The organism is Pseudonocardia cypriaca (assembly GCF_006717045.1).
Lineage (GTDB): Bacteria > Actinomycetota > Actinomycetes > Mycobacteriales > Pseudonocardiaceae > Pseudonocardia > Pseudonocardia cypriaca.
The window spans coordinates 822,092-843,771 of sequence record NZ_VFPH01000002.1; the positions used below are offsets into that span (position 1 = coordinate 822,092).

At 70.4% G+C, this 21,680-nt stretch carries 15 protein-coding genes and 3 rRNA genes; 3 read left to right on the forward strand and 15 right to left on the reverse strand.

Annotation, left to right across the window (positions count from 1 at the left end; translation table 11 throughout):
• Positions 1 to 42 precede the first annotated feature (42 nt).
• Both FB388_RS41090 and FB388_RS41095 read left to right on the forward strand, forming a co-directional pair.
• Positions 43 to 519, forward strand: coding sequence for an alpha/beta fold hydrolase (locus FB388_RS41090; protein ID WP_342787923.1), 477 nt, complete (start codon positions 43 to 45; stop codon positions 517 to 519).
• Entirely contained in the window at positions 516 to 908 is a 393-nt protein-coding gene (locus tag FB388_RS41095; protein WP_342787924.1) for an alpha/beta fold hydrolase, read from the forward strand. Before FB388_RS41090 ends, FB388_RS41095 begins: the two co-directional genes overlap by 4 nt.
• 795 nt (positions 909 to 1,703) lie before the next feature.
• On the opposite strand, the gene recN is transcribed toward FB388_RS41095, so the two are convergent.
• From recN to FB388_RS21460, 6 genes are read right to left on the reverse strand one after another with little or no spacing between them, the layout of a single operon-like run.
• A complete protein-coding gene (gene recN, locus FB388_RS21435) occupies positions 1,704 to 3,539 on the reverse strand; it encodes a DNA repair protein RecN (protein WP_142104012.1) in 1,836 nt (611 codons plus the stop codon).
• 36 nt (positions 3,540 to 3,575) lie between these two features.
• Positions 3,576 to 4,490, reverse strand: a complete 915-nt coding sequence (locus FB388_RS21440) for an NAD kinase (protein ID WP_142104013.1) — start codon at positions 4,488 to 4,490, stop codon at positions 3,576 to 3,578.
• A complete protein-coding gene (locus tag FB388_RS21445; RefSeq protein ID WP_142106176.1) occupies positions 4,487 to 5,278 on the reverse strand; it encodes a TlyA family RNA methyltransferase in 792 nt (263 codons plus the stop codon). The genes FB388_RS21440 and FB388_RS21445 overlap by 4 nt, the downstream gene beginning before the upstream one ends.
• Positions 5,279 to 5,283: 5 nt before the next feature.
• A complete protein-coding gene (locus tag FB388_RS21450) occupies positions 5,284 to 5,466 on the reverse strand; it encodes a hypothetical protein (protein ID WP_142104014.1) in 183 nt (60 codons plus the stop codon).
• Positions 5,463 to 6,524, reverse strand: a complete 1,062-nt coding sequence (locus FB388_RS21455; protein ID WP_142104015.1) for an HAD-IIA family hydrolase — start codon at positions 6,522 to 6,524, stop codon at positions 5,463 to 5,465. The genes FB388_RS21450 and FB388_RS21455 overlap by 4 nt, the downstream gene beginning before the upstream one ends.
• Positions 6,521 to 7,597 carry an ICP22 family protein gene (locus FB388_RS21460; RefSeq protein WP_142104016.1) on the reverse strand — a complete coding sequence of 359 codons (1,077 nt, stop codon included), beginning with the start codon at positions 7,595 to 7,597 and terminating at the stop codon, positions 6,521 to 6,523. The genes FB388_RS21455 and FB388_RS21460 overlap by 4 nt, the downstream gene beginning before the upstream one ends.
• 12 nt (positions 7,598 to 7,609) lie before the next feature.
• Here FB388_RS21460 and FB388_RS21465 point away from each other — a divergent pair, with 12 nt between their 5' ends.
• Positions 7,610 to 8,992, forward strand: a complete 1,383-nt coding sequence (locus tag FB388_RS21465; RefSeq protein ID WP_142104017.1) for a hypothetical protein — start codon at positions 7,610 to 7,612, stop codon at positions 8,990 to 8,992.
• 1 nt (position 8,993) lies between these two features.
• Here FB388_RS21465 and rrf read toward each other — a convergent pair.
• From rrf to argG, 9 genes are all read right to left on the reverse strand, one after another.
• Positions 8,994 to 9,110, reverse strand: a 5S ribosomal RNA gene (rrf, locus tag FB388_RS21470).
• 92 nt (positions 9,111 to 9,202) lie between these two features.
• Positions 9,203 to 12,315 (reverse strand): 23S ribosomal RNA (locus tag FB388_RS21475).
• Between the two features lie 328 nt (positions 12,316 to 12,643).
• Positions 12,644 to 14,164 (reverse strand): 16S ribosomal RNA (locus FB388_RS21480).
• Together the 16S, 23S and 5S rRNA genes form the textbook arrangement of a ribosomal RNA operon.
• A gap of 464 nt (positions 14,165 to 14,628) precedes the next feature.
• Complete coding sequence (gene tyrS, locus FB388_RS21485) at positions 14,629 to 15,897, reverse strand: tyrosine--tRNA ligase (protein WP_142104018.1); 1,269 nt, start codon at positions 15,895 to 15,897, stop codon at positions 14,629 to 14,631.
• A 33-nt stretch (positions 15,898 to 15,930) separates the two neighbouring features.
• On the reverse strand, positions 15,931 to 16,935 hold the full coding sequence (locus FB388_RS21490) for an iron-siderophore ABC transporter substrate-binding protein (protein WP_142104019.1): 1,005 nt from the start codon (positions 16,933 to 16,935) through the stop codon (positions 15,931 to 15,933).
• A 19-nt stretch (positions 16,936 to 16,954) separates the two neighbouring features.
• Positions 16,955 to 17,590: a DNA-3-methyladenine glycosylase gene (locus FB388_RS21495; protein ID WP_142104020.1), complete on the reverse strand. Its 636-nt coding sequence runs from the start codon at positions 17,588 to 17,590 to the stop codon at positions 16,955 to 16,957.
• A complete protein-coding gene (locus FB388_RS21500; protein ID WP_142104021.1) occupies positions 17,583 to 18,824 on the reverse strand; it encodes an aspartate aminotransferase type Ic in 1,242 nt (413 codons plus the stop codon). Before FB388_RS21500 ends, FB388_RS21495 begins: the two co-directional genes overlap by 8 nt.
• The gene (argH, locus tag FB388_RS21505; protein ID WP_142104022.1) at positions 18,821 to 20,233 is read right to left on the reverse strand and encodes an argininosuccinate lyase; all 1,413 of its coding nucleotides are present in this window, start codon (positions 20,231 to 20,233) and stop codon (positions 18,821 to 18,823) included. Before argH ends, FB388_RS21500 begins: the two co-directional genes overlap by 4 nt.
• A complete protein-coding gene (gene argG / locus FB388_RS21510; protein WP_142104023.1) occupies positions 20,233 to 21,666 on the reverse strand; it encodes an argininosuccinate synthase in 1,434 nt (477 codons plus the stop codon). The genes argH and argG overlap by 1 nt, the downstream gene beginning before the upstream one ends.
• Positions 21,667 to 21,680: the final 14 nt, after the last annotated feature.

Sequence of the window (21,680 nt, forward strand, 5' to 3'; positions counted from 1 at the left end):
TTCACGCCCCGAACTGTCGGAGTCATCCGGGACCCTCGGGCCATGACGCCGCAGATCCCCGGCTTCGACCTCCACGACGTGTCGCAGGCCGCGGGTCGCCTGCGCGTGGCCACCGGGGGCGCGGGGCCTCCCGTGCTCCTGCTCCACGGCTTCCCGCAGACCCACCTCGCGTGGCGGGCGGTCGCCCCGCTGCTCGCGGAGCGCTTCCGGGTCGTCTGCCCGGACCTGCCCGGTTACGGCGCCAGCGCGCCGGCCCCCGGCTACGCCAAGCGCACGACCGCCGCCACGATGGTTGCGCTCATGCGCGAGCTCGGCCACGAGCGGTTCGCCGTCGTCGGCCACGACCGCGGTGCACTGGTCGCGTTCCGGGCCGCGCTCGACCACCCCGGTGCCGTGGAGCGGGTGGCCGTGCTCGACGTCGTCCCCACGACCGACATGTGGGCCGCGCTGCAGGGCACGGGCGGCGTGCCTTCCACCTCTACCTGCTCGCCCACCCCGCCGACCTCCCGGAGCGGATGATCGCGGCCGACCCCGACACGTTCTTCGGCCACTTCCTCGACATCTGGTCGCGGCGCCCGGCCGCGATCCCCGCCGAGGTCCGCGCCGCCTACCTCGACGCATGCCGCCGACCCGAGGCGATCCACGCGATCTGCGAGGACTACCGCGCGAGCGCCACCGTCGACGTCGAGCACGACGCGGCCGACCGGCAGGCCGGCCGCCGCATCGAGGCGCCGGTGCTCGCGATGTGGCAGGACCCTGGTGAGCTGGTCCTCCCGTTCGACCCCGAGGAGGTCTGGTCGAGCTGGGCGCCCGACCTGCGCACCCGCGTACTGCCCGGCGGCCACTTCCTGCCCGAGGACTGCCCGGAGGAGGTGGCTGCCGCGGTCATCGAGCTCGTCGCAGGCTGATCGAGCAGACATGGCCGCCCAGAACCACCCGCGGATAGAGCAGTCCGCGTCTTGTCCAGGCCATCCTCTACCAGGCCTTCAGCGGCGCCTCGTATCTTCGAGGCCCGCCTCCACCTGGCCTTCGTTGGCGCCGCGCATCATGCGGGGCCGCCCCTCACGCCTCAAGGGCGCCTTCGGCGTCGCTGCGCGATCGCTTCGCGACCCTTGACCCGTGAGCCTCTGCGACCCCTCTTGGGCCCGCTTCGCGGGCAGGCGTGGGCCTGCCCTTCTTTGCGCGCGGCGCCACCGAAGGCGGTCTCACCACCATGATCAGTGTTTCGGCGCGTTTCCCGACCCGTGACGTCGGGAAACGCGCCCAACCGCCGATCATCAGCCACATCGGGGCGATCTCCGCCGCTCACACACCCCTTCTCAGGCCACGCGGCCCGTCAACGGGATGCATGGGCCGACTAGAGGTGCGTGAGCAGTGACCGGGTGCGCGAGGGCAAGGAGATGCCCGACTTCGGCCTCCTGGCGGCGCCGCGCGCCAAAGGGGCAGGCACGGGGCCTGCCCGCGTAGCGGGCCTCAAGGGTCGCAGAGGCTCGCAGGTCAAGGGTCGCGTCAGCGATCGCGAAGCGACGCGCAGCGCCCTTGAACTGTGAGGGGCGGCCCTGCACACTGCGCGGGGCCGCCAGGAGGCCCTGACGAGGCAAGACCTCGAGACAGGAGACCTCAACCCCAGGAGGCCCCACCGAGAAGCCTGCGACACAGACCTACGGCACTGTCTCGATACGGGCCGCCGCTGGGGCGTGATCTCACCCCGCCGCGGCCGAGGCCTTCCGGCGCTTCTTCTGGCCTGCCACCGACCCGTTCGCCGCGGCCGCCCGGTCGGCCTCCCGATGGGCGCGGGCCGCGGCGAGGAGCTCCTCGGCGTGGGCGCGGCCGGTGTCGGTGTGTTCGAGGCCGGCGAGCATCCGGGCGAGCTCGACGATGCGGTCGGCCTCGGGCAGGGTGCGCACGCTGCTGCGCACCCGTCCCGTCCCGCCCGCGCCGTTCTGCCCGGCCGACGACTTGTCGACCACGAGGTGCCGGTCGGCGTAGGCGGCCACCTGCGGCAGGTGGGTCACCACGATCACCTGGTGGCGCGCTGCGAGCCGGGCGAGCCTGCGGCCGATCTCGACGGCTGCGCGGCCGCCCACCCCGGCGTCGACCTCGTCGAACACCATCGTGGGCACCGGGTCGGCTCCGGCGAGCGCCACCTCGAGGGCGAGCATCACGCGGGAGAGCTCGCCGCCCGAGGCGCCCTTGTGCAGCGGCTGCGGGGTGGCACCTGCGTGGGCCACCAGCCGCAGCTCGACCTCGTCGACGCCGTCAGTGCCGGCCGCCAGCAGCGCGCCGCCGACCTGCAGGGCGTCGGGGGCGTCGCGGCCCGCCTCCCGCGGTGTGACCGACACCTGCAGGCGCGCGTCGCGCATCGCGAGGCCGGCCAGCTCGGCGGTGGCGCCCTCGGCGAGGCGCGCGGCGGCCTCGGTGCGCGCCGCCGTGACGACCTGCGCGTGGCGGGCCAGCTCTGCGGCGAGCTCGTCGCGGCGGGCGGCGAGGGCGGCGAGGGCCTCGTCGGAGGTGTCGAGGCCGGCGAGGCGCTCCCGAGCGGCGGCTGCCCAGGCGAGCACGCCGTCGATGTCGGCGGCGTACTTGCGCGTGAGCGCCTTCAGCTCGGCCTGCCGGGCGAGCACCTGCGCGAGCCGCTCGGGATCGGCGTCGAGCCGGTCGAGGTAAGCGGTGAGCTCCGTGCCGACGTCGCCGAGCAGCGCGAGCGCCTCGCCGAGCCGGGCGTCCAGCCCGGAGAGCTCGGGATCGCCTGCGGCGGCGAGCCGGTGCCGGGCATCGCCGATCAGCGCGAGCGCGGCCGGGGCGTCCGGGTCGAGCTCGTCGGCGCCGACGAGGGCGGCCTGCGCGGCCGTGGCTGCCTCGCGCAGGTCGTCGGCCGCGGCCAGCCGGCGCGCGAGGTCGACCAGCTCGACGTCCTCCGCCGGCCGGGGGTCGACCGCCTCGATCTCGGTGAGACCGTGGCGCAGCATGTCGGCCTCCTGCGCGAGGCGCCGGGCGCCGTCGCGGCGCTCGGCCAGCTCCGCGGTGACCCGCTGCCACTCCGCCCGCACGGCGCGGTAGCGCTCCAACGGCCCGGCGACGGCGTCACCTGCGAAGCGGTCCAGCAGCGCCCGCTGCTCGGCCGGACGCAGCAGGCGCAGCTGGTCGTTCTGCCCGTGCACCGCGAGGGTCGCCTCCGCGAGCCGCGACAGCACCCCCACCGGTACCGACCGGCCCCCGAGGTGCGCCCGCGACCGCCCGTCGGCCGACACGGTGCGCACGGCGATGAGGGTGCCGTCCTCGTCGGCGTCGGCGCCCACCTCGTCGGCCACGGCGAGCGCCGCCGGGTCGGCGGTGAACCTGCCCTCCACGACCGCACGCCGGGCGCCGCCCGCCACCCGGGACGCCTCGGCCCGGCCGCCGCCGAGCAGCGAGAGGCCGGTGACGACCATGGTCTTGCCCGCACCGGTCTCGCCGGTGAGGACGGTGAGCCCCGGGTCCAGCTCGAGCGTCGCGTCGTCGATCACGCCGAGGCCCTGGATCCGCATCTCGGCCAGCATGGGCCGAAGCGTACGGCGCCACCCGGACAGGCAGTCCTAGTGTGGGGTCCCGGGCGCGCCGCGCCAGCCCCGCACGGGCAGGTCGAACTTGCGGACGAGGCGGTCGGCGAACGGCTGCCCGTCCAGGCGCACCATCCGCACCGGGTTGTCGCCGCGGGCCAGCTCGACCCGCGATCCGGGCGGCAGCGCGAACGTCCGGCGCCCGTCGCACTCCAGCACCGCGGGCGGCCCCGTCGGGTCGACCTCGACCGCCACCTCGCTGTCCGGCGCGATCACCATGGGCCGGGCGAACAGCGCGTGCGCGTTGCTCGGCACCAGCAGCAACGCCTCGACCTGCGGCCACACCAGCGGCCCGCCCGCGGAGAACGCGTACGCGGTGGAGCCGGTCGGCGTGGCGCAGAGCACGCCGTCGCAGCCGAACGCCGACACCGGCCGCCCGTCCACCTCGAGCACCACCTCGAGGATCCGCTCCCGGCTGCTCTTCTCGACCGTGGCCTCGTTGAGCGCCCAGGTACGAGCGATCACGTCCCCGTTGGATCGGGCGACCGCGTCGATCGTCATCCGCTCCTCCACCGAGTAGCTGCCCTCGACGACGGCGTCCAGCGCCTCGTCGAGCGACTCCTGCTCGGTCTCGGCGAGGAACCCGACCCGGCCGAGGTTCACCCCGAGCAGCGGCACCCCGACCGGCCGGGCCATCTCCGCGGCGCGCAGCAGGGTGCCGTCGCCACCGAGCACCAGCACGACCTCCGCACCCTCGGCGCAGCCGGGCCTGCCCTCGACGATCCGCGGGGTGAGCGCAGTCGGGAGGTCTCCGTCCTGCACCTCCGCCCACTCCTCACCCAGCACCCGCAGCCGGACGTCGGCGGCGGCTAGCCGGTGCGCGACGGCCGCGGCGGTGCGGCGGTTGGTGGCGCGCCCCGAATGCAGGACGACCAGGATCTCCCGCGTCACGGCCCCTCCTCGACAGCGGTGGCCAGCACGCCGTCGCCCGCGTCGGGACCGGAGCGGGCGAGCCGCAGGAAGTACTCCACGTTGCCCGACGGGCCCGGCAGCGGGCTCGCGACGGCCCCGCGCAGCACCAGGTCGAGCGCCCGCGCCGCCACCGCCACCTCGGTGAGCGCCGCGAGCCGCAGCTCCTGGCTGCGCACCACACCTCCCGCACCCAACCGCGCCTTCCCCACCTCGAACTGCGGCTTGACCATCGGCAGGAGCTCTCCGTCCTCCGCCGTGCACGCGACGAGGGCCGGCAGCACGGTGCGCAACGAGATGAACGACAGGTCGGCGACCGTGAGGGCCACATGGCCCCCGATCGTCGCCGGTTCGAGCGCGCGGACGTTGGTGCGGTCGTGCACCCGCACGCGCTCGTCGCTGCGCAACCGCCACACGAGCTGCCCGTACCCCACGTCGACGGCCACCACCTCGGCCGCTCCGCGGTCCAGCAGCACGTCGGTGAACCCTCCGGTGGACGCGCCCGCGTCCAGGCAGCGCAGGCCGGTGACGTCCACGCCGAACGCGTCGAGTGCGCCGATCAGCTTGTGGGCTCCCCGCGACGCCCACTCACGCTCGTGGACGCGCTGCACGACGACCGGGGTGTCGCGGTCGACGACGGTGGCGGCCTTACCCGCAGGCACACCGCGGACGACGACGCGGCCCTGCTCGATCAGCTCGGCCGCCTGCTGCCGGGAGCGGGCCAGCCCGCGCCGGACGAGCTCGGCGTCGAGACGGGATCGGGTGACCACCGCGGTCACGCGCCGCCCGAGGACCCGGCGGCGAGCGCGTCGGACAGCGCCGTGTGCACGCGCTCGTACGCCTCGACGTGCTCGCCGAGCGGCCGGTCGGCCAGCCCTTCGAGGGCGGACACGGCCTGCTGGACGGCGTCGAGGGGGTCGGCCGTGCGCGGTGGCGGCCCCGGCATGGGAACTGTCATCGGTCGGCTCCCCCCGTCTGGTCGTGCTTCCCGACTCCCGCCACGGTAGCCGAGTCGACCACGTCGAGACCGAGGCCGCCCAGCGCGGCGGCCGCGTCGTCCCCGTCTGCGGTGACGTGGACGGGCCCGCCACCGGCCGCCCAGTGGGCGGCGCACAGGGCGCGCAGCGCGTCCACCGGGTCGGCGCCCGAACCGGACAGCACGACGGTGCCCGGCTCGGGCACGCGGACGTCCCAGCCCGGCCGCGGCCCGAACGCGAGGTCCTCGGGGCGGGCGGTGAGTCCGTCCAGGTCGGCGGCCACGTAGTCGGGCCGCAGCTGCGGCGGCGCGGCCAGCAGCTCCGCCGCGTCCGAGATACCGGTGAGCACGAGCAACGTCGCCATGTCCGCGGCGCGACCGCCCTCGATGTCGGTGTCGAGACGGTCACCGATCATGAGCGGGCGTTGTGCCCCCGTGCGCCGCGCCGCCTCCAGGAGCAACGCGGGTCCGGGCTTGCCGGCGACCTGCGGCTCGCGCCCCGTGGAGAGCCGCACGACGCCGACCATCGCCCCGTTCCCGGGCAGCGGCCCGCGCTCGGTGGGCAGGGTCGCGTCGAGGTTGCACGCCACCCACAGCGCGCCCGCGCGCACCGCGACCGTGGCCTCGGCGAGCTGCGCCCAGCCCGTGTGCGGGCTGTGTCCCTGCACCACCGCGTCGGCCTCGCCCGCCGTGGTGACGACCCGCAGCCCGCGCGCGGTGACCTCCGCGGCGAGGGCCTCGGCGCCCACGACGAGCACCCGGGCGCCCGCCGGCAGCTGCTCGGCGAGCATGGTGGCCGCGGCCTGCGAGCTCGCGACGACGTCCTCGCTGCTCGCCGCGAACCCCAGCTCGGCGAGGTGCTCGGCCACGGACGACGGGCTGCGCGACGCGTTGTTGGTGACGTACACCGTGCGCACGCCCCGCTCCGCCGCGCCGCGCACGGCTTCCACCGCGCCCGGCACCACGGACGGCCCGCGGTAGAGCGTGCCGTCCAGGTCGGCCAGCAGCACGTCGTGGCGGCTCAGCAGGTCGTCGCTCACCCGGAGGCTCCGCGATCGCGCTCCTCGTCCGCGCCGCCTTCCACGCCCGAGTCGGCAGCCTCGGTGTCGCTCGCCTCGGCGTCCGCACCATCCACCGGACCGGTCTCGTCCGAAGGTTCGGGCTCCGGGTCGGAGCCGGCAGCCTCGACACCATCGGGTTCGGTCGTGGGCGCATCGGTCCGCGCGTCCGTCGCGGAGGCCTCGCCCGCAGTGCCGCCCAGCTCCGGGTCGGCGTCCGCCGGCTCGGACGTCGAGGAGTCCGGGCCCGGTCCCCCCTCCGCTGTGTCGACGGCCGAACCCGCAGGCTCGGCCTCGACGTCGTCCGTGGCGGAACCCGCGTCCTCGCCCTCGGCGTCGGCCGGAGAGTCGTCCTCGACGCCGAGGTCGAAGTCGTCCTCCGGCAGCGGCTCACCGGTGAGCTCGGCGATCCGCAGGGCGGCGTCGGTCTCGCCGTCGTCGTCGACGTCGGCGGCGTGCACGAACCACTGCAGCGCGTCCGACTCGCGGCCGGCGGCGAGCAGGTTGTCGGCGTACGCGTAGAACAGCCGAGCGCTCCACGGGTCGCGGCGTGCGGGATCCAGCTCCGGGATCTGCAGGCTGACGACGGCGGCGTCCAGCTCACCGAGGTCCCGCCGGGCTCCGGCGGCGACGATGGCGAGCTCGATGCTCTCCGCCCGGCCCAGCTCACGCGCCTCGGGACCGCGGCCGAGCTCCAGTGCGCGCTCGGGCCGGCCGAGTGCACGCTCGATGTCGGCCATGACCGCCAGGTGCCCCGGTCCGCCCCCCATGCGCCGTGCGGCACGCAGCTCGCCGAGCGCCTCGGCCCATTCCCCCGCGTGGTAGGCGACGATGCCGGCCGCCTCGCGCACGACCGCGATCCGGGACGCCCTCGCCCGCGCGAACCGGGCGTGCTCGAGCGCGAGCTCCGGGTCCTCGTCCACCAGGCGGCCTGCCGCCACCAGGTGGCGGGCCACGGTGTCGGCGGTGTCGCGCTGCAGGCCGCGCAGGTCGCGCCGCACCTCGGCGTCGAGCTCTCCGGCCGTGATGTCGTCGGTCAGTGCGGGCTCGGGCACCCTCGGGGTGGTGTGGGCGGCCACGCCGTCGGGCCGCTGCTGCCGGTGCGGCGCGCCGGAGGACGAACGGGTCTCCTCGCGACGGTCCGGCCGCCGGTCGCCACGACCGGAACCACCCGCCGGCCGGCCGGTGGAGCTGGGGCGGCCGGTCGAGCTGGGGCCCCGCTCGTACCCGCCGCGTTCGCCCCTGGACCGCTCGTCCGAGCGGCCGCGCGACTCGTCACGAACCCGGTCGTCGCGACCACCGCGGGCGTCGTCACGGCCCGCCCACGGCCGCCGATCCCCGCCGGCACGGTCGTCGCGCCGACCCCCGGCGGCGCCGCGGTCGGCCCACGGCTTCCGCTCGCCACCGGAGCGGTCGTCGCGACCGCCGCGGGTGTCCCGGCGCTCCGTCCACGGCTTCCGGTCACCGCCCGAGCGGTCGTCGCGGCCGCGCGCGTCTCCGCGATCGGACCAGGGCTTCCGGTCACCGCCGGAACGGTCGTCGCGAGCACCCCGGTCCACCCACGGCCGACGCTCACCGGCAGGGCGGTCGTCCCGCCGACCCCGGCTGTCTCCGCGGTCGGCCCACGGCTTCCGGTCACCGCCCGAACGGTCGTCGCGAGCGCCGCGATCCACCCACGGACGGCGCTCGCCACCCGAGCGGTCGTCCCGGCCACCCCGGGCATCCCCGCGATCCGACCAGGGGCGTCGATCGCCACCACCGCGGTCATCCCGCGTTCCGGCCCCGGGTCGTCCGCCGCCGTAGGGACGGCGCTCGCGCCCAGGGCGATCGTCGCGCCCGGCCGGACCGTCCTCGCGGCGCCGGTAGCCGCGGTCACCGCCTCTGTCGTCGCGCCCGGCACGGTTGTCGCGCCCGGCACGGTCGTCCCGGCCGCCGCGGAAGTCCCCGCGCGGCCTGTCGCCTCGTGCTCCCCGGTCGGTGCGCTCGCCGTCGTTCCGGCGGGCCCCCGGTCGGGAGTCGCCCTGCCGGCCACCACGCCCGCCGGTCTCCCGGCCCGCTCCTCGGTCGCCGGAGGTCCCGCGGTCGTCCCGGCCGGCCCAGGGCCGTCCCTCACGACCGCCGCTGGCGCGATCCGGGCGGCCTTCCCGCCGCTCCCGCTGCTCGTACGGCCGCCGATCGTCGCGGCCACGCCGATCGTTTTCGCCCTGCCGGGCGCCGCCGCGGTCGTTCCAGCCGGATCCGACCCGCGGCGCGCCTTTTCCACGGCCGCGTTCGTCGCCCTGCCGGCCTCGTGCCGCGCCGCCTACGGGTCGGCTCTTTCGATCATCGGTTCCACGGCCGCTGTCGCGATCTTCTCGCGGGCGGTCATCGCCGGAACCATCCGCGATACTCACCTACAGAGGATACAAAAGTGGGCCCCCGCCTGCTGGCGGGGGCCCACTGAACGTTGAATGTCGGCGGCGACCTACTCTCCCACACCCTAACGAGTGCAGTACCATCGGCGCTGGAGGGCTTAGCTTCCGGGTTCGGGATGGGACCGGGCGTTCCCCCTCCGCCAAAACCACCGACAACACTATCAAATTATATGAAACCATAGTGGATGCGCCAAAATGAACGTAGCTGTGCGCTCAGGGTCGCATAGTGGATGCAAACAACTTGCTGTGAACAAGCCCTCGGCCTATTAGTACCAGTCAACTCCACCCATTGCTGGGCTTCCATCTCTGGCCTATCAACCCAGTGGTCTGCTGGGGGCCTTAACCACGCAAGGTGGTGGGAGACCTCATCTTGGAACGAGCTTCCCGCTTAGATGCCTTCAGCGGTTATCCCTTCCGAACATAGCCAACCAGCCATGCCCCTGGCGGGACAACTGGCACACCAGAGGTTCGTCCGTCCCGGTCCTCTCGTACTAGGGACAGCCTTCCTCAAGTCTCCTGCGCGCGCGGCGGATAGGGACCGAACTGTCTCACGACGTTCTAAACCCAGCTCGCGTACCGCTTTAATGGGCGAACAGCCCAACCCTTGGGACCTACTCCAGCCCCAGGATGCGACGAGCCGACATCGAGGTGCCAAACCATGCCGTCGATATGGACTCTTGGGCAAGATCAGCCTGTTATCCCCGGGGTACCTTTTATCCGTTGAGCGACACCCCTTCCACCAGGAGGTGCCGGATCACTAGTCCCGACTTTCGTCCCTGCTCGACCTGTCAGTCTCACAGTCAAGCTCCCTTGTGCACTTACACTCGACACCTGATTGCCAACCAGGCTGAGGGAACCTTTGGGCGCCTCCGTTACACTTTGGGAGGCAACCGCCCCAGTTAAACTACCCACCAGGCACTGTCCCTGAACCAGATCATGGCCCGAGGTTGAGACACCCAATTCGACCAGAGTGGTATTTCAACAACGACTCCACCATCACTGGCGTGACAGCTTCACAGTCTCCCACCTATCCTACACAAGCCGAACCGAGCACCAATACCAAGCTGTAGTAAAGGTCCCGGGGTCTTTCCGTCCTGCCGCGCGTAACGAGCATCTTTACTCGTAGTGCAATTTCGCCGAGTCTGTGGTCGAGACAGCGCCCAAGTCGTTACGCCATTCGTGCAGGTCGGAACTTACCCGACAAGGAATTTCGCTACCTTAGGATGGTTATAGTTACCACCGCCGTTTACTGGCGCTTAAATTCTCCGCTTCGCCCCGAAGAGCTAACAGGTCCTCTTAACGTTCCAGCACCGGGCAGGCGTCAGTCCGTATACATCGTCTTGCGACTTCGCACGGACCTGTGTTTTTAGTAAACAGTCGCTTGGGCCTGGTCTCTGCGGCCGGCTGCCCCTAGCCCGCAAAGGGCTTCAGAGCCTCCGGCCCCCCTTCTCCCGAAGTTACGGGGGCATTTTGCCGAGTTCCTTAACCACAGTTCACTCGATCGCCTCGGTATTCTCTACCTGACCACCTGTGTCGGTTTAGGGTACGGGCCGCAACAGCACTCGCTAGAGGCTTTTCTCGGCAGCATGGGATCATCCTACTTCGCCTCAATCGGCTACGCATCACCTCTCACCCTTGATGACATGCGGATTTACCTACATGTCGGGCTACAGGCTTACACCAGGACTACCACCGCCTGGCGGGACTACCCTCCTGCGTCACCCCATCGCTTGCCTACTACCGGATCGGGCCCCACGCTCCCCCAACAAGCCAGCCCGAAGGCCAGCAAGCGGGTTCGGATGGTTAGCATCACCGGCCTCGGCACGGGCGCACTGTCACGGGCACGGGAATATCAACCCGTTGTCCATCGACTACGCCTGTCGGCCTCGCCTTAGGTCCCGGCTCACCCTGGGCGGATTAACCTGGCCCAGGAACCCTTGGTCATTCGGCGGCAGAGGTTCTCACTCTGCATTCGCTACTCATGCCTGCATTCTCACTCCCACACCCTCCACGACTCCCTCACAGGGCCGCTTCACCGGATGCAGGACGCTCCCCTACCCAACACCACGACTACACAACTCCTCCGAAGAGGAGAAGCGGATCTAATGTGGCATTGCCACGGCTTCGGCGGTGCGCTTGAGCCCCGCTACATTGTCGGCGCAGGACCACTTGACCAGTGAGCTATTACGCACTCTTTAAAGGGTGGCTGCTTCTAAGCCAACCTCCTGGTTGTCTGGGCGATCCCACATCCTTTCCCACTTAGCGCACGCTTAGGGGCCTTAGCCGGTGATCTGGGCTGTTTCCCTCTCGACTACGAAGCTTATCCCCCGCAGTCTCACTGCCGCGCTAGAAATACCGGCATTCGGAGTTTGGCTGAGTTCAGTAAGCTTGTCGGCCCCCTAGCCCATCCAGTGCTCTACCTCCGGCATCCACCACGCGACGCTGCACCTAAATGCATTTCGGGGAGAACCAGCTATCACGGAGTTTGATTGGCCTTTCACCCCTACCCACAGCTCATCCCCCAGGTTTTCAACCCTGGTGGGTTCGGGCCTCCACGACGTCTTACCGTCGCTTCACCCTGGCCATGGGTAGATCACTCCGCTTCGGGTCTACACCCCGCGACTACACGCCCTATTCAGACTCGCTTTCGCTACGGCTACCCCACACGGGTTAACCTCGCCACGAAGCATAACTCGCAGGCTCATTCTTCAAAAGGCACGCCATCACTTCGAAAAGCTCTGACGGCTTGTAGGCACACGGTTTCAGGTACTATTTCACTCCCCTCCCGGGGTACTTTTCATCTTTCCCTCACGGTACTAGTCCGCTATCGGTCATCAGGGAGTATTTAGGCTTACCGGGTGGTCCCGGCAGATTCACAGCAAATTCCACGAGCTCGCTGCTACTCGGGAACAACGTCCATGACACGTGCGGCGTTTTCGCGTACGGGGCTCTCACCCACTACGGCGACCCTTTCCAGAAGTCTTCCACTAACACCACACAACACCATCTGGAGCTCGGCAGAACCCCAACGACGAAATCCCACAACACCCCAGCCGCAACGCCTGCCGGCTTGACACGACCGAGGTTTAGCCTCATCCGCTTTCGCTCGCCACTACTCACGGAATCACGGTTGTTTTCTCTTCCTGTGGGTACTGAGATGTTTCACTTCCCCACGTTCCCCCTCATACCCTATGTATTCAGGCATGAGTGACACCCCATGACGGGTGCCGGGTTTCCCCATTCGGAAATCCTCGGATCACAGCTCGGTTGACAGCTCCCCGAGGCCTATCGCGGCCTCCCACGTCCTTCATCGGCTCCTGATGCCTAGACATCCACCATGTGCCCTTAAACACTTATTCACAACAAGATGCTCGCATCCACTATGCAACACTCAACGCACAACCACACCCCAACCCTCGCCGACCACCACCACCCCGACGAGCGGAGCGTTAGGCGATCGAGGCCAGGGGCCAGAAGAAACACCCCGAACAGGGTGTCCCCTCAGGACCCAACAGCGTGTCGAACCCCCGAACCTAGATCCGGAGAACCATGAATCGGACTCTATGTTCCACCCAGCCACACCCGCACCACCCCCGAAGGAGCAGCCCGAGCATGGAATCAAGGAAAAGGAGAACCAACCCCGAAGAACAGGATCGGCCAACCCCACCACACGGCGAGACTCCTTAGAAAGGAGGTGATCCAGCCGCACCTTCCGGTACGGCTACCTTGTTACGACTTCGTCCCAATCGCCGGTCCCACCTTCGACGACTCCCTCCCACAAGGGGTTAGGCCATCGGCTTCGGGTGTTACCAACTTTCATGACGTGACGGGCGGTGTGTACAAGGCCCGGGAACGTATTCACCGCAGCGTTGCTGATCTGCGATTACTAGCGACTCCAACTTCACGGGGTCGAGTTGCAGACCCCGATCCGAACTGAGACTAGCTTTAAGGGATTCGCTCCACCTCGCGGTCTCGCAGCCCTCTGTACTAGCCATTGTAGCATGTGTGAAGCCCTGGACATAAGGGGCATGATGACTTGACGTCATCCCCACCTTCCTCCGAGTTGACCCCGGCAGTCTCCCATGAGTCCCCGGCATAACCCGCTGGCAACATGGAACGAGGGTTGCGCTCGTTGCGGGACTTAACCCAACATCTCACGACACGAGCTGACGACAGCCATGCACCACCTGCACACCAGCCACAAGGGAACGCCTATCTCTAGACGCGTCTAGTGCATGTCAAACCCAGGTAAGGTTCTTCGCGTTGCATCGAATTAATCCACATGCTCCGCCGCTTGTGCGGGCCCCCGTCAATTCCTTTGAGTTTTAGCCTTGCGGCCGTACTCCCCAGGCGGGGCACTTAATGCGTTAGCTGCGGCACAGAGACCGTGGAATGGCCCCCACACCTAGTGCCCACCGTTTACGGCGTGGACTACCAGGGTATCTAATCCTGTTCGCTCCCCACGCTTTCGCTCCTCAGCGTCAGTGTCGGCCCAGAGACCCGCCTTCGCCACCGGTGTTCCTCCTGATATCTGCGCATTTCACCGCTACACCAGGAATTCCAGTCTCCCCTGCCGAACTCAAGTGATGCCCGTATCGACCGCACGCTCAGGGTTAAGCCCCAAGTTTTCACGACCGACGTGACACACCGCCTACGAGCTCTTTACGCCCAATAATTCCGGACAACGCTCGCACCCTACGTATTACCGCGGCTGCTGGCACGTAGTTGGCCGGTGCTTCTTCTACCGGTACCGTCAGTTTCCCTTCGTCCCGGTCGAAAGAGGTTTACAACCCGAAGGCCGTCATCCCCCACGCGGCGTCGCTGCGTCAGGCTTTCGCCCATTGCGCAATATTCCCCACTGCTGCCTCCCGTAGGAGTCTGGGCCGTATCTCAGTCCCAGTGTGGCCGGTCGCCCTCTCAGGCCGGCTACCCGTCGTCGCCTTGGTAGGCCATCACCCCACCAACAAGCTGATAGGCCGCGGGCCCATCCTCAGCCGAAAAACTTTCCACCCGCTGTCATGCAACAGCAGGTCATATCCGGTATTAGACCCAGTTTCCCGGGCTTATCCCAGAGCTGAGGGCAGGTCACCCACGTGTTACTCACCCGTTCGCCGCTCGTGTACCCCCAAAGGGGCCTTACCGCTCGACTTGCATGTGTTAAGCACGCCGCCAGCGTTCGTCCTGAGCCAGGATCAAACTCTCCAACAAAATCTGGCTCTAGCAAGACCTGCGACGGGGTCGCAGGTCGAAAACAAACTGGCATAAAACCAATTCATGATAAAGCTCGACACACTGTTGAGTTCTCAAGAGACACCCGCACACCATGCGATCCTCGCGGACCGGGCCGGGGCAACTTTCACACGGTACGTGGTCCTGGGCGCGGAGTCAAGCTCCGCCAGGCCCACTCCTTCAGGCTAGCACCGTGGTGCTCGGCCTTCCGGGGCGGCCGCCGTGATCCGGGGGCTGACTCTGGGCCGGAGATTCCGTCCCGGTCTGTCGTGCTGCCCGCCGTGGCGACGAGGAGAAAGTTACACACCCCCGTCGGAGGCCCTTTCACCGGGGGGTCCCTTTAGGGTGTTCCCGCAGGTCAGAGGCCGTTTGGGCGCGATGCTCGCTCCACCCGTGTCCAACGCGCGGGGACGGGCTCGTGTTCCCGTCCCCGCGCGGAGGGCTCAGCTGGCCCGGACGCCGGCGAGGTTGCGCTTGCCCCGGCGCACGACGGCCCACCGCCCCGCGAGGAGATCACCTTCGTCGAGCGTCCAGTCCTCGTCGGGAACCTTGGCGTTGTTCACGTACGCCCCGCCCTCGGCGACCGTGCGCCGGGCGGCGCTCCTGCTGTCCGCCAGCCCGGTGGAAAGCAGGAGGTCGACGATCGTCGGGCGCTCGCCGACCGAGACGTCGGCACGCGGCACCTCCGCTAGGGCGGCATCGAGCGTGCCGGCGTCGAGCTCCCTGAGATCACCCCTGCCGAACAGCGCCGAGCTGGCCGCGATCACCTGCTCCGTGGCGCGTCTCCCGTGCAGGAGCGTGGTGAGCTCCCCCGCCAGCCTTCGTTGGGCGGCGCGCGCATGCGGCCGTTCGGCGACTTCTCGCTGCAGCTCGTCGATCTCCTCCCGCGAGAGGAAGGTGAAGTAGCGCAGGTAGCGGATGACGTCGGCGTCGGCCACGTTGACGAAGTACTGGTACCAGGCGTACGGGGAGGTCATCCCCGGGTCGAGCCATATGCTGCCGCCGCCGGTGGACTTGCCGATCTTGCGGCCTTCGGCGTCGGTGACGAGCGGCGTGGTGAGCGCGTGCACGGCAGCGCCCTCGACCTTCCGGATCAGGTCCACCCCGCCGACGATGTTGCCCCACTGGTCGGACCCGCCGATCTGGAGCCGGCAGCCGTGCTCGCGGTACAGGTGCAGGTAGTCCTGGCTCTGCAGGAGCAGGTAGCTGAACTCGGTGTAGGACATGCCCTCGCCGGCGAGCCGCCGTCTGACCGTCTCGCGGTTCAGCATCACGTTCACCGAGAAGTGCTTCCCGACGTCCCGCAGGAACTCGAGCGTGGTCTGCCCGCCGGTCCAGTCGAGGTTGTTGACGACGAGCGCCCCGTTTGGGCCGTCGAAGTCGACGAACCGCTCCAGCTGGCCCCGGATCCGGTTCGCCCAGTCGAGCACCGTGTCGGCGCTGTTCAGCGCCCGCTCCCCCACGTCACGCGGGTCACCGATCATCCCGGTGGCACCGCCGGCGAGGACGATCGGCCGCGCCCCCGCCTGCTGGAACCGGCGCAGCGTGAGCAACAGCATCAGGTTGCCCGCGTGCAGGCTGGGCGCCGTGGGGTCGAACCCGGCATAGAGGGTGAGCACGCCGTCCGCCAGGTCTCGGCGCAAGGCGTCGAGGTCGGTGCTCTGCGCGATCAGGCCGCGCCACTCCAGCTCGTCGAGGATGTTCGTTCCCACACGTCGATCCTCCCCCACCGTGACTAGGGCATTTCAGCCGCCCAGACGCGCGGCGAACTCGGCCGGCAGCTCGTCGAGCAGCGCGGGGAGGCTGAGCACGCTGCTGAACGAGAGCGCGACGCCCTGCTCCTCGGTGAGCTCCACCACACGACCCTCCCGGGCCACGCGCAACGCGGCCGCGCCGGTCTGCTGGGAGATCCCCGGGTTCGGCGTGCCGGGGATCGTGATCCACCCCACGAGGTCGTTCTGGTCGAGCAGGCCGAGCTGCTCGCCGCTGATGTCGGCGTAGAAGTCGCCGGCGGCCAGCTCGTCGAACTGCGCGGGCACGGTGAAGCCGAGTGCGGTGAGGAAACGCCCGCGGTTGTCGTCCGAGGTCCACACGAAGTAGTGACCGTTGCCACTCGAGCTCGCCGCGGCCACCGCGGCCCGCTTCCCGCCGAACTGCGGGTACTGCGCGCGAACCGCGGCGAACCGCGCCTCCAGGTCGGCGACGAGGCGCTCGGCCTCGGCCGCCTTGCCGAGCGCGGTGCCGATCAGGCGGGTCGCGTCCTGCCACGCGGTCTGGTACGCGTCCGCGCCGGGCGGTTGCGTGATCGTGGGCGCGATGCGCGAGTACGTGGCGTACTGCTCCTGGGTCAGCCCGGCCGACACCGCGACGATGAGGTCGGGCCGAAGCGCCGCGATCGCCTCCGTGCTGACCTCACCCGTGAGCACCTGCGGCTGCCCGCCCTGCAGGCGGTCGCTCGCCCACGGCCAGGTGGCCGCCGGCCGGTTGCCGGTGAACTCGCGGATGGCGACGGGCACCACACCGAGCGCGAGGATCGTGTCCTGATCGGTATATCCGAGCGACACCACGCGCTGCGGCGCAGCCGGAACCTCGGTCGAGCCGAGCGAGTGCTGCACCGTGACCGGGAACGCGCCATCTGGCCCCGCAGCCGGCGGCGCCTCCGCCCCGGGGGCGGATCCACCTCCCCCGCACGCGCTGATCAGGACGGCGGCAGCCAGGAAGGCCACGAAGGCACGCAGGCGGACGATCACGCGCGAAGGTTAGGTTGCCCTACCCTGCTCGTCCAGTCGAAGTGATCGGCGCGCCACGACCGGGCCGGTACTGGCTCACCGCGGGCGAGCCGTCCAGCCAGAACCGCCACGGCAGCTCGTGGGCCGCCGCCACCCCGACCCGCGGGCCCGTGCGCACGAGCGCGCGGTCGACGGGCGGCGCGGCCAGGAGCCGCACCGGGGACGTGGCATCGGTCACGTCGACGCCGTTGTGCTCCCGCCCCAGCCCGAGCAGCGACGCGAGCCGGGCCGGACCCTTGGCGAGATCGTCGTCACGCCGTGCCGTCGGCCGCCGCACGTGGGCGACCGCGAGGTCCGACACGACCTCGCCCGCGCGCAGCAGCACCGCGCCGGCCTCTCCGTCCTCCAGCGCGCTGATGTTGGCGCAGAAGTGCATGCCGTAGACGAAGTAGACGTACAGGTGCCCGGCCGGCCCGAACATCACCGCGTTGCGCGGCGTGCGCCCGCGGAAGCTGTGCGACGCCGGATCGTCGGCGCCGCGGTAGGCCTCCACCTCGACGAGCCGGACGGCTACCGCGCCCTCCGGCGTGTCCGAGACGACCGTGCAGCCGAGCAGCCGCACGGCCGCCTCGACGACGTCGACGGCCAGCTCCTCCCGCGGGAGGAGGTCACCCACGTTCGGCCAGCGCCAGCCGCACGCACACCGCCACGCCCTCCATCGCCTTGCGCACCTCGGCGAGCACGGGGAACGTCGGCGCGAGCCGGATGGTGCTGTCCTGCGGGTCCTCGCCGTACGGGTGCGTGGCGCCGGCGGGGGTGAGCGCCAGGCCGGCCTCCTTGGCGAGCCGGACGATCTCGGTGGCGGTGCCCTCCGGCACGGTCAGCGTGACGAAGTAACCCCCCACCGGCTTCGACCACTCGACGCCGGGGGTGCCGGCGAACTCGCGCGTGAGCACCTCGTCGACCGCCGCGAACTTCGGGGCGATGATCTCGCGGTGCTTGCGCATGTGCTCGCGCAGGCCGTCCGCGTCGCGGAGGAACCGCACGTGGCGCAGGTGGTTGGTCTTGTCAGGGCCGATCGTGCGCTTGGAGGTGAGCCGGAGCCACCAGTCGATGTTCTCCGCCGAGGCGCCGAGGAACGCCACGCCCGCGCCGGCCAGGGTGATCTTCGACGTGGAGCCGATGACGAAGGGGCGGTTCGCGTTGCCCGCCTCGGTGGCGAGCGCCAGCAGGTCCGCGATCTCCACCTCGTCGTCGGTGAGGTGGTGCACGGTGTAGGCGTTGTCCCAGATGATCCGGAAGTCGGGTGCCGCCGTGGGCATCGAGGCGAGCCTGCGCACCGTCTCGTCCGAGTACACCGCGCCCGTGGGGTTGGAGTACTTCGGCACGCACCAGATGCCCTTGATCGTCGGGTCGGTGGCCACCAGCTCCTCGACGACGGCCATGTCGGGACCGTCGGCGGTCATCGGCACCGTCACCATCTCGATGCCGAGCCGCTCGCACACGGAGAAGTGCCGGTCGTAGCCGGGGACGGGGGCGAGGAAGACCACCCGCTCCTCGTCGGCCCAGCGCCGTTCCGCTCCGGGCAGGGGGCTGAGCATCGCGTGCACGAGCGTGTCGTGCATGACCTCGAGGCTGGAGTTGCCGGACGCGACCAGCTGCTCGACCGGCACCTGCAGGAACGGCGCGAAGAGCGCCCGCAGCTCCGGGAGGCCGTGCAGGCCGCCGTAGTTGCGGGTGTCGGTGCCGTCGGCGGCGCGGAAGTCGGCTGCGCCGAGCAGGCTCAGCATCGGGGTGGCGAGGTCGAGCTGCTCGGCCGACGGCTTGCCCCGGGTGAGGTCGAGCTTCATGCCCTCGGCCCGGAGCTTCTCGTAGGCGGTGCGGGCGTCCTCCAGCCCCGGCGTGGTCATGCTGATCCTCCAACTCGGATGAGGGCCTGCCGCGCGGTGGCGGCGGTGGCGCGCAGGTCGGCGAGCTGCTCGGCGACCCGCACACCGGCGGTGCCACCGCGGGCGGCCCGGGACGCGATGGAGCCTGCCACGGTCAGCACGGCACGCACGTCCGGGGTCAGGCTCGGGTGGACGGCGGCCAGTTCCGCGTCGGTGAGGTCCGCCAACCCGACACCGCGGGCCTCCGCCGCGCGCACGCAGCCGCCCGCGGCCTCGTGCGCCACCCGGAACGGCACGCCCTGGCGGACCAGCCATTCGGCGACGTCCGTTGCGAGGGTGAAACCGGCCGGGGCCAGCTCGGCGAGCCGGTCGGTGTGGAACGTGAGCGTGGCCACCATCCCGGCGACGGCCGGGAGCAGCAGCTCCAGCTGCTCGACCGAGTCGAACAGCGGCTCCTTGTCCTCCTGCAGGTCGCGGTTGTAGGCGAGCGGGAGGCCCTTGAGCGTGGCGAGCAGCCCGGAAAGGTTGCCGATGAGCCGCCCGGCCTTGCCGCGTGCCAGCTCGGCGACGTCCGGGTTCTTCTTCTGCGGCATGATCGAGCTGCCGGTGGAGAAGGCGTCGTCGAGCGTGACGTAGCCGAACTCCGCCGTGGCCCAGAGGATCACCTCCTCGGCGATCCGGGACAGGTCGACGGCGACCATGGCCAGCACGAACGCGGCCTCGGCTGCGAAGTCGCGCGACGCGGTGCCGTCGATCGAGTTGGCCGACGACGAGTCGAAACCCAGCTCCGCGGCGACGGCCTCGGGGTCGAGCCCGAGCGACGAGCCGGCGAGCGCGCCCGACCCGTACGGCGAGACAGCCGCCCGGCGGTCCCAGTCGCGCAGCCGGTCGACGTCGCGCAGCAGGGCGTGCGCGTGCGCGGCCAGGTGGTGCGCGAGCAGGACGGGCTGGGCGTGCTGCAGGTGGGTGCGCCCTGGCATGGGCGCGTCCGGATGCGCCCCGGCCTGGGCGACGAGGGCGTCGACGACGTCCAGCACACCGGTGCCGACCCGGCCGGCGGCATCCCGCAGCCACATCCGGAAGAGCGTGGCGACCTGGTCGTTGCGCGACCGCCCGGCCCGCAGCTTGCCGCCCAGCTCCGGCCCGGCCCGCTCGATGAGGCCGCGCTCCAGCGCGGAGTGCACGTCCTCGTCGTCGGGGGCCGGGCCGAACGCGCCCGACTCGACGTCGGCCGCCAGCTTGGCGAGGGCGTCGAGCATCCCGGCCAGCTCGTCGTCGGTGAGCAGGCCGGCCCGGGCGAGCACGCGGGCGTGCGCCATCGAGGCCCGCAGGTCGTACGGCGCGAGGCGCCAGTCGAACTGGGTGGACTTCGAGAGCGCGGCGAGCGCGTCGGCGGGCCCGGAGGCGAACCGGCCACCCCACAGGGCCATCAGTCGGTACCCGCTTCCAGCGCCGCCTCGTCGAGGGACTTCTCCGATTCGCGCTCGGCGGCCTCGTCGGCCGTCGCGATCCGGTCGAAACCGCCTGCGGGCAGCTCGCCGAAGAGCGTGCCGTGCTCGACGAGCACCGTGCCCTGCTCGTGCGGCTGTCCGGCGTAGGCCTCCAGCTTGGCGCGGGAGTCGGCGATGTCGAGGTTGCGCATGGTGAGCTGGCCGATCCGGTCGGTCGGCCCGAAGGCGGCGTTCTCGACCCGCTCCATGGACAGGCGCTCCGGGTGGTAGGAGAAGCCGGGTCCGTCGGTGTCGAGGATCGTGTAGTCGTCGCCGCGGCGCAGGCGCAGCGTGACGGTGCCGGTCACCAGCGATGCGACCCAGCGCTGGATCGACTCGCGCACCATCAGGGCCTGCGGGTCGAGCCAGCGCCCCTCGTAGAGCAGCCGGCCGAGCTTGCGGCCCTCGACCTGGTAGTTGGCCACGGTGTCCTCGTTGTGGATCGCGTTGAGCAGCCGCTCGTAGGCGGCGAAGAGCAGCGCCATCCCGGGCGCCTCGTAGATGCCGCGCGACTTGGCCTCGATGATCCGGTTCTCGATCTGGTCCGACATGCCGAGGCCGTGGCGTCCGCCGATGGCGTTGGCCTCCCGGACGAGGGCGACCTGGTCGGCGAACCGCCTGCCGTTGATCGCCACCGGGTACCCGGCTTCGAAGGTGATCGCGACGTCCTCGGTCTCGATCTCGACCGAGGGGTCCCAGAACTTCACCCCCATGATCGGCTCGATGGTCTCCAGCGACACGTGGAGGTGTTCGAGGGTCTTGGCCTCGTGGGTGGCACCCCAGATGTTCGCGTCGGTGGAGTACGCCTTCTCGGCCGCGTCCCGGTAGGGCAGCCCGTGGGAGGTGAGCCACTTGCTCATCTCGTCGCGGCCGCCCAGCTCCTGGACGAACTCGGCGTCGAGCCACGGCTTGTAGATGCGCAGCTCGGGGTTGGCCAGCAGGCCGTAGCGGTAGAACCGCTCGATGTCGTTGCCCTTGAAGGTCGAGCCGTCGCCCCAGATGTTCACGCCGTCGGACTGCATCGCGCGCACCAGCAACGTCCCGGTGACGGCGCGGCCGAGCGGTGTGGTGTTGAAGTACGTCCGGCCCCCGGACCGGATGTGGAAGGCGCCGCACGCCAGCGCGGCGAGGCCCTCCTCGACCAGCTGCGGCTTGATGTCGACCGCGCGGGCGATCTCGGCGCCGTACTGCTTCGCACGTGCGGGGACACCGGAGATGTCCGGCTCGTCGTACTGGCCGAGGTCAGCGGTGTAGGTGCAGGGGATCCCGCCCTTGTCGCGCATCCAGGCGACCGCCACGGAGGTGTCGAGGCCTCCGGAGAAGGCGATGCCGATGCGCTCGCCCTTGGGGAGGGAGGTCAGGACCTTGCTCACGAGTTGGATGCTCC

What these genes read in the sequence shown, in the direction of transcription:
- FB388_RS41095 (WP_342787924.1), top strand. Translation starts at nt 516, where the DNA reads ATGATCGCGGCCGACCCCGACACGTTCTTCGGCCACTTCCTCGACATC.
- FB388_RS41090 (WP_342787923.1), top strand. Translation starts at nt 43, where the DNA reads ATGACGCCGCAGATCCCCGGCTTCGACCTCCACGACGTGTCGCAGGCC.
- FB388_RS21500 (WP_142104021.1), bottom strand. Translation starts at nt 18,824, where the DNA reads ATGACCACGCCGGGGCTGGAGGACGCCCGCACCGCCTACGAGAAGCTC.
- FB388_RS21450 (WP_142104014.1), bottom strand. Translation starts at nt 5,466, where the DNA reads ATGACAGTTCCCATGCCGGGGCCGCCACCGCGCACGGCCGACCCCCTC.
- recN (WP_142104012.1), bottom strand. Translation starts at nt 3,539, where the DNA reads ATGCTGGCCGAGATGCGGATCCAGGGCCTCGGCGTGATCGACGACGCG.
- argH (WP_142104022.1), bottom strand. Translation starts at nt 20,233, where the DNA reads ATGGCCCTGTGGGGTGGCCGGTTCGCCTCCGGGCCCGCCGACGCGCTC.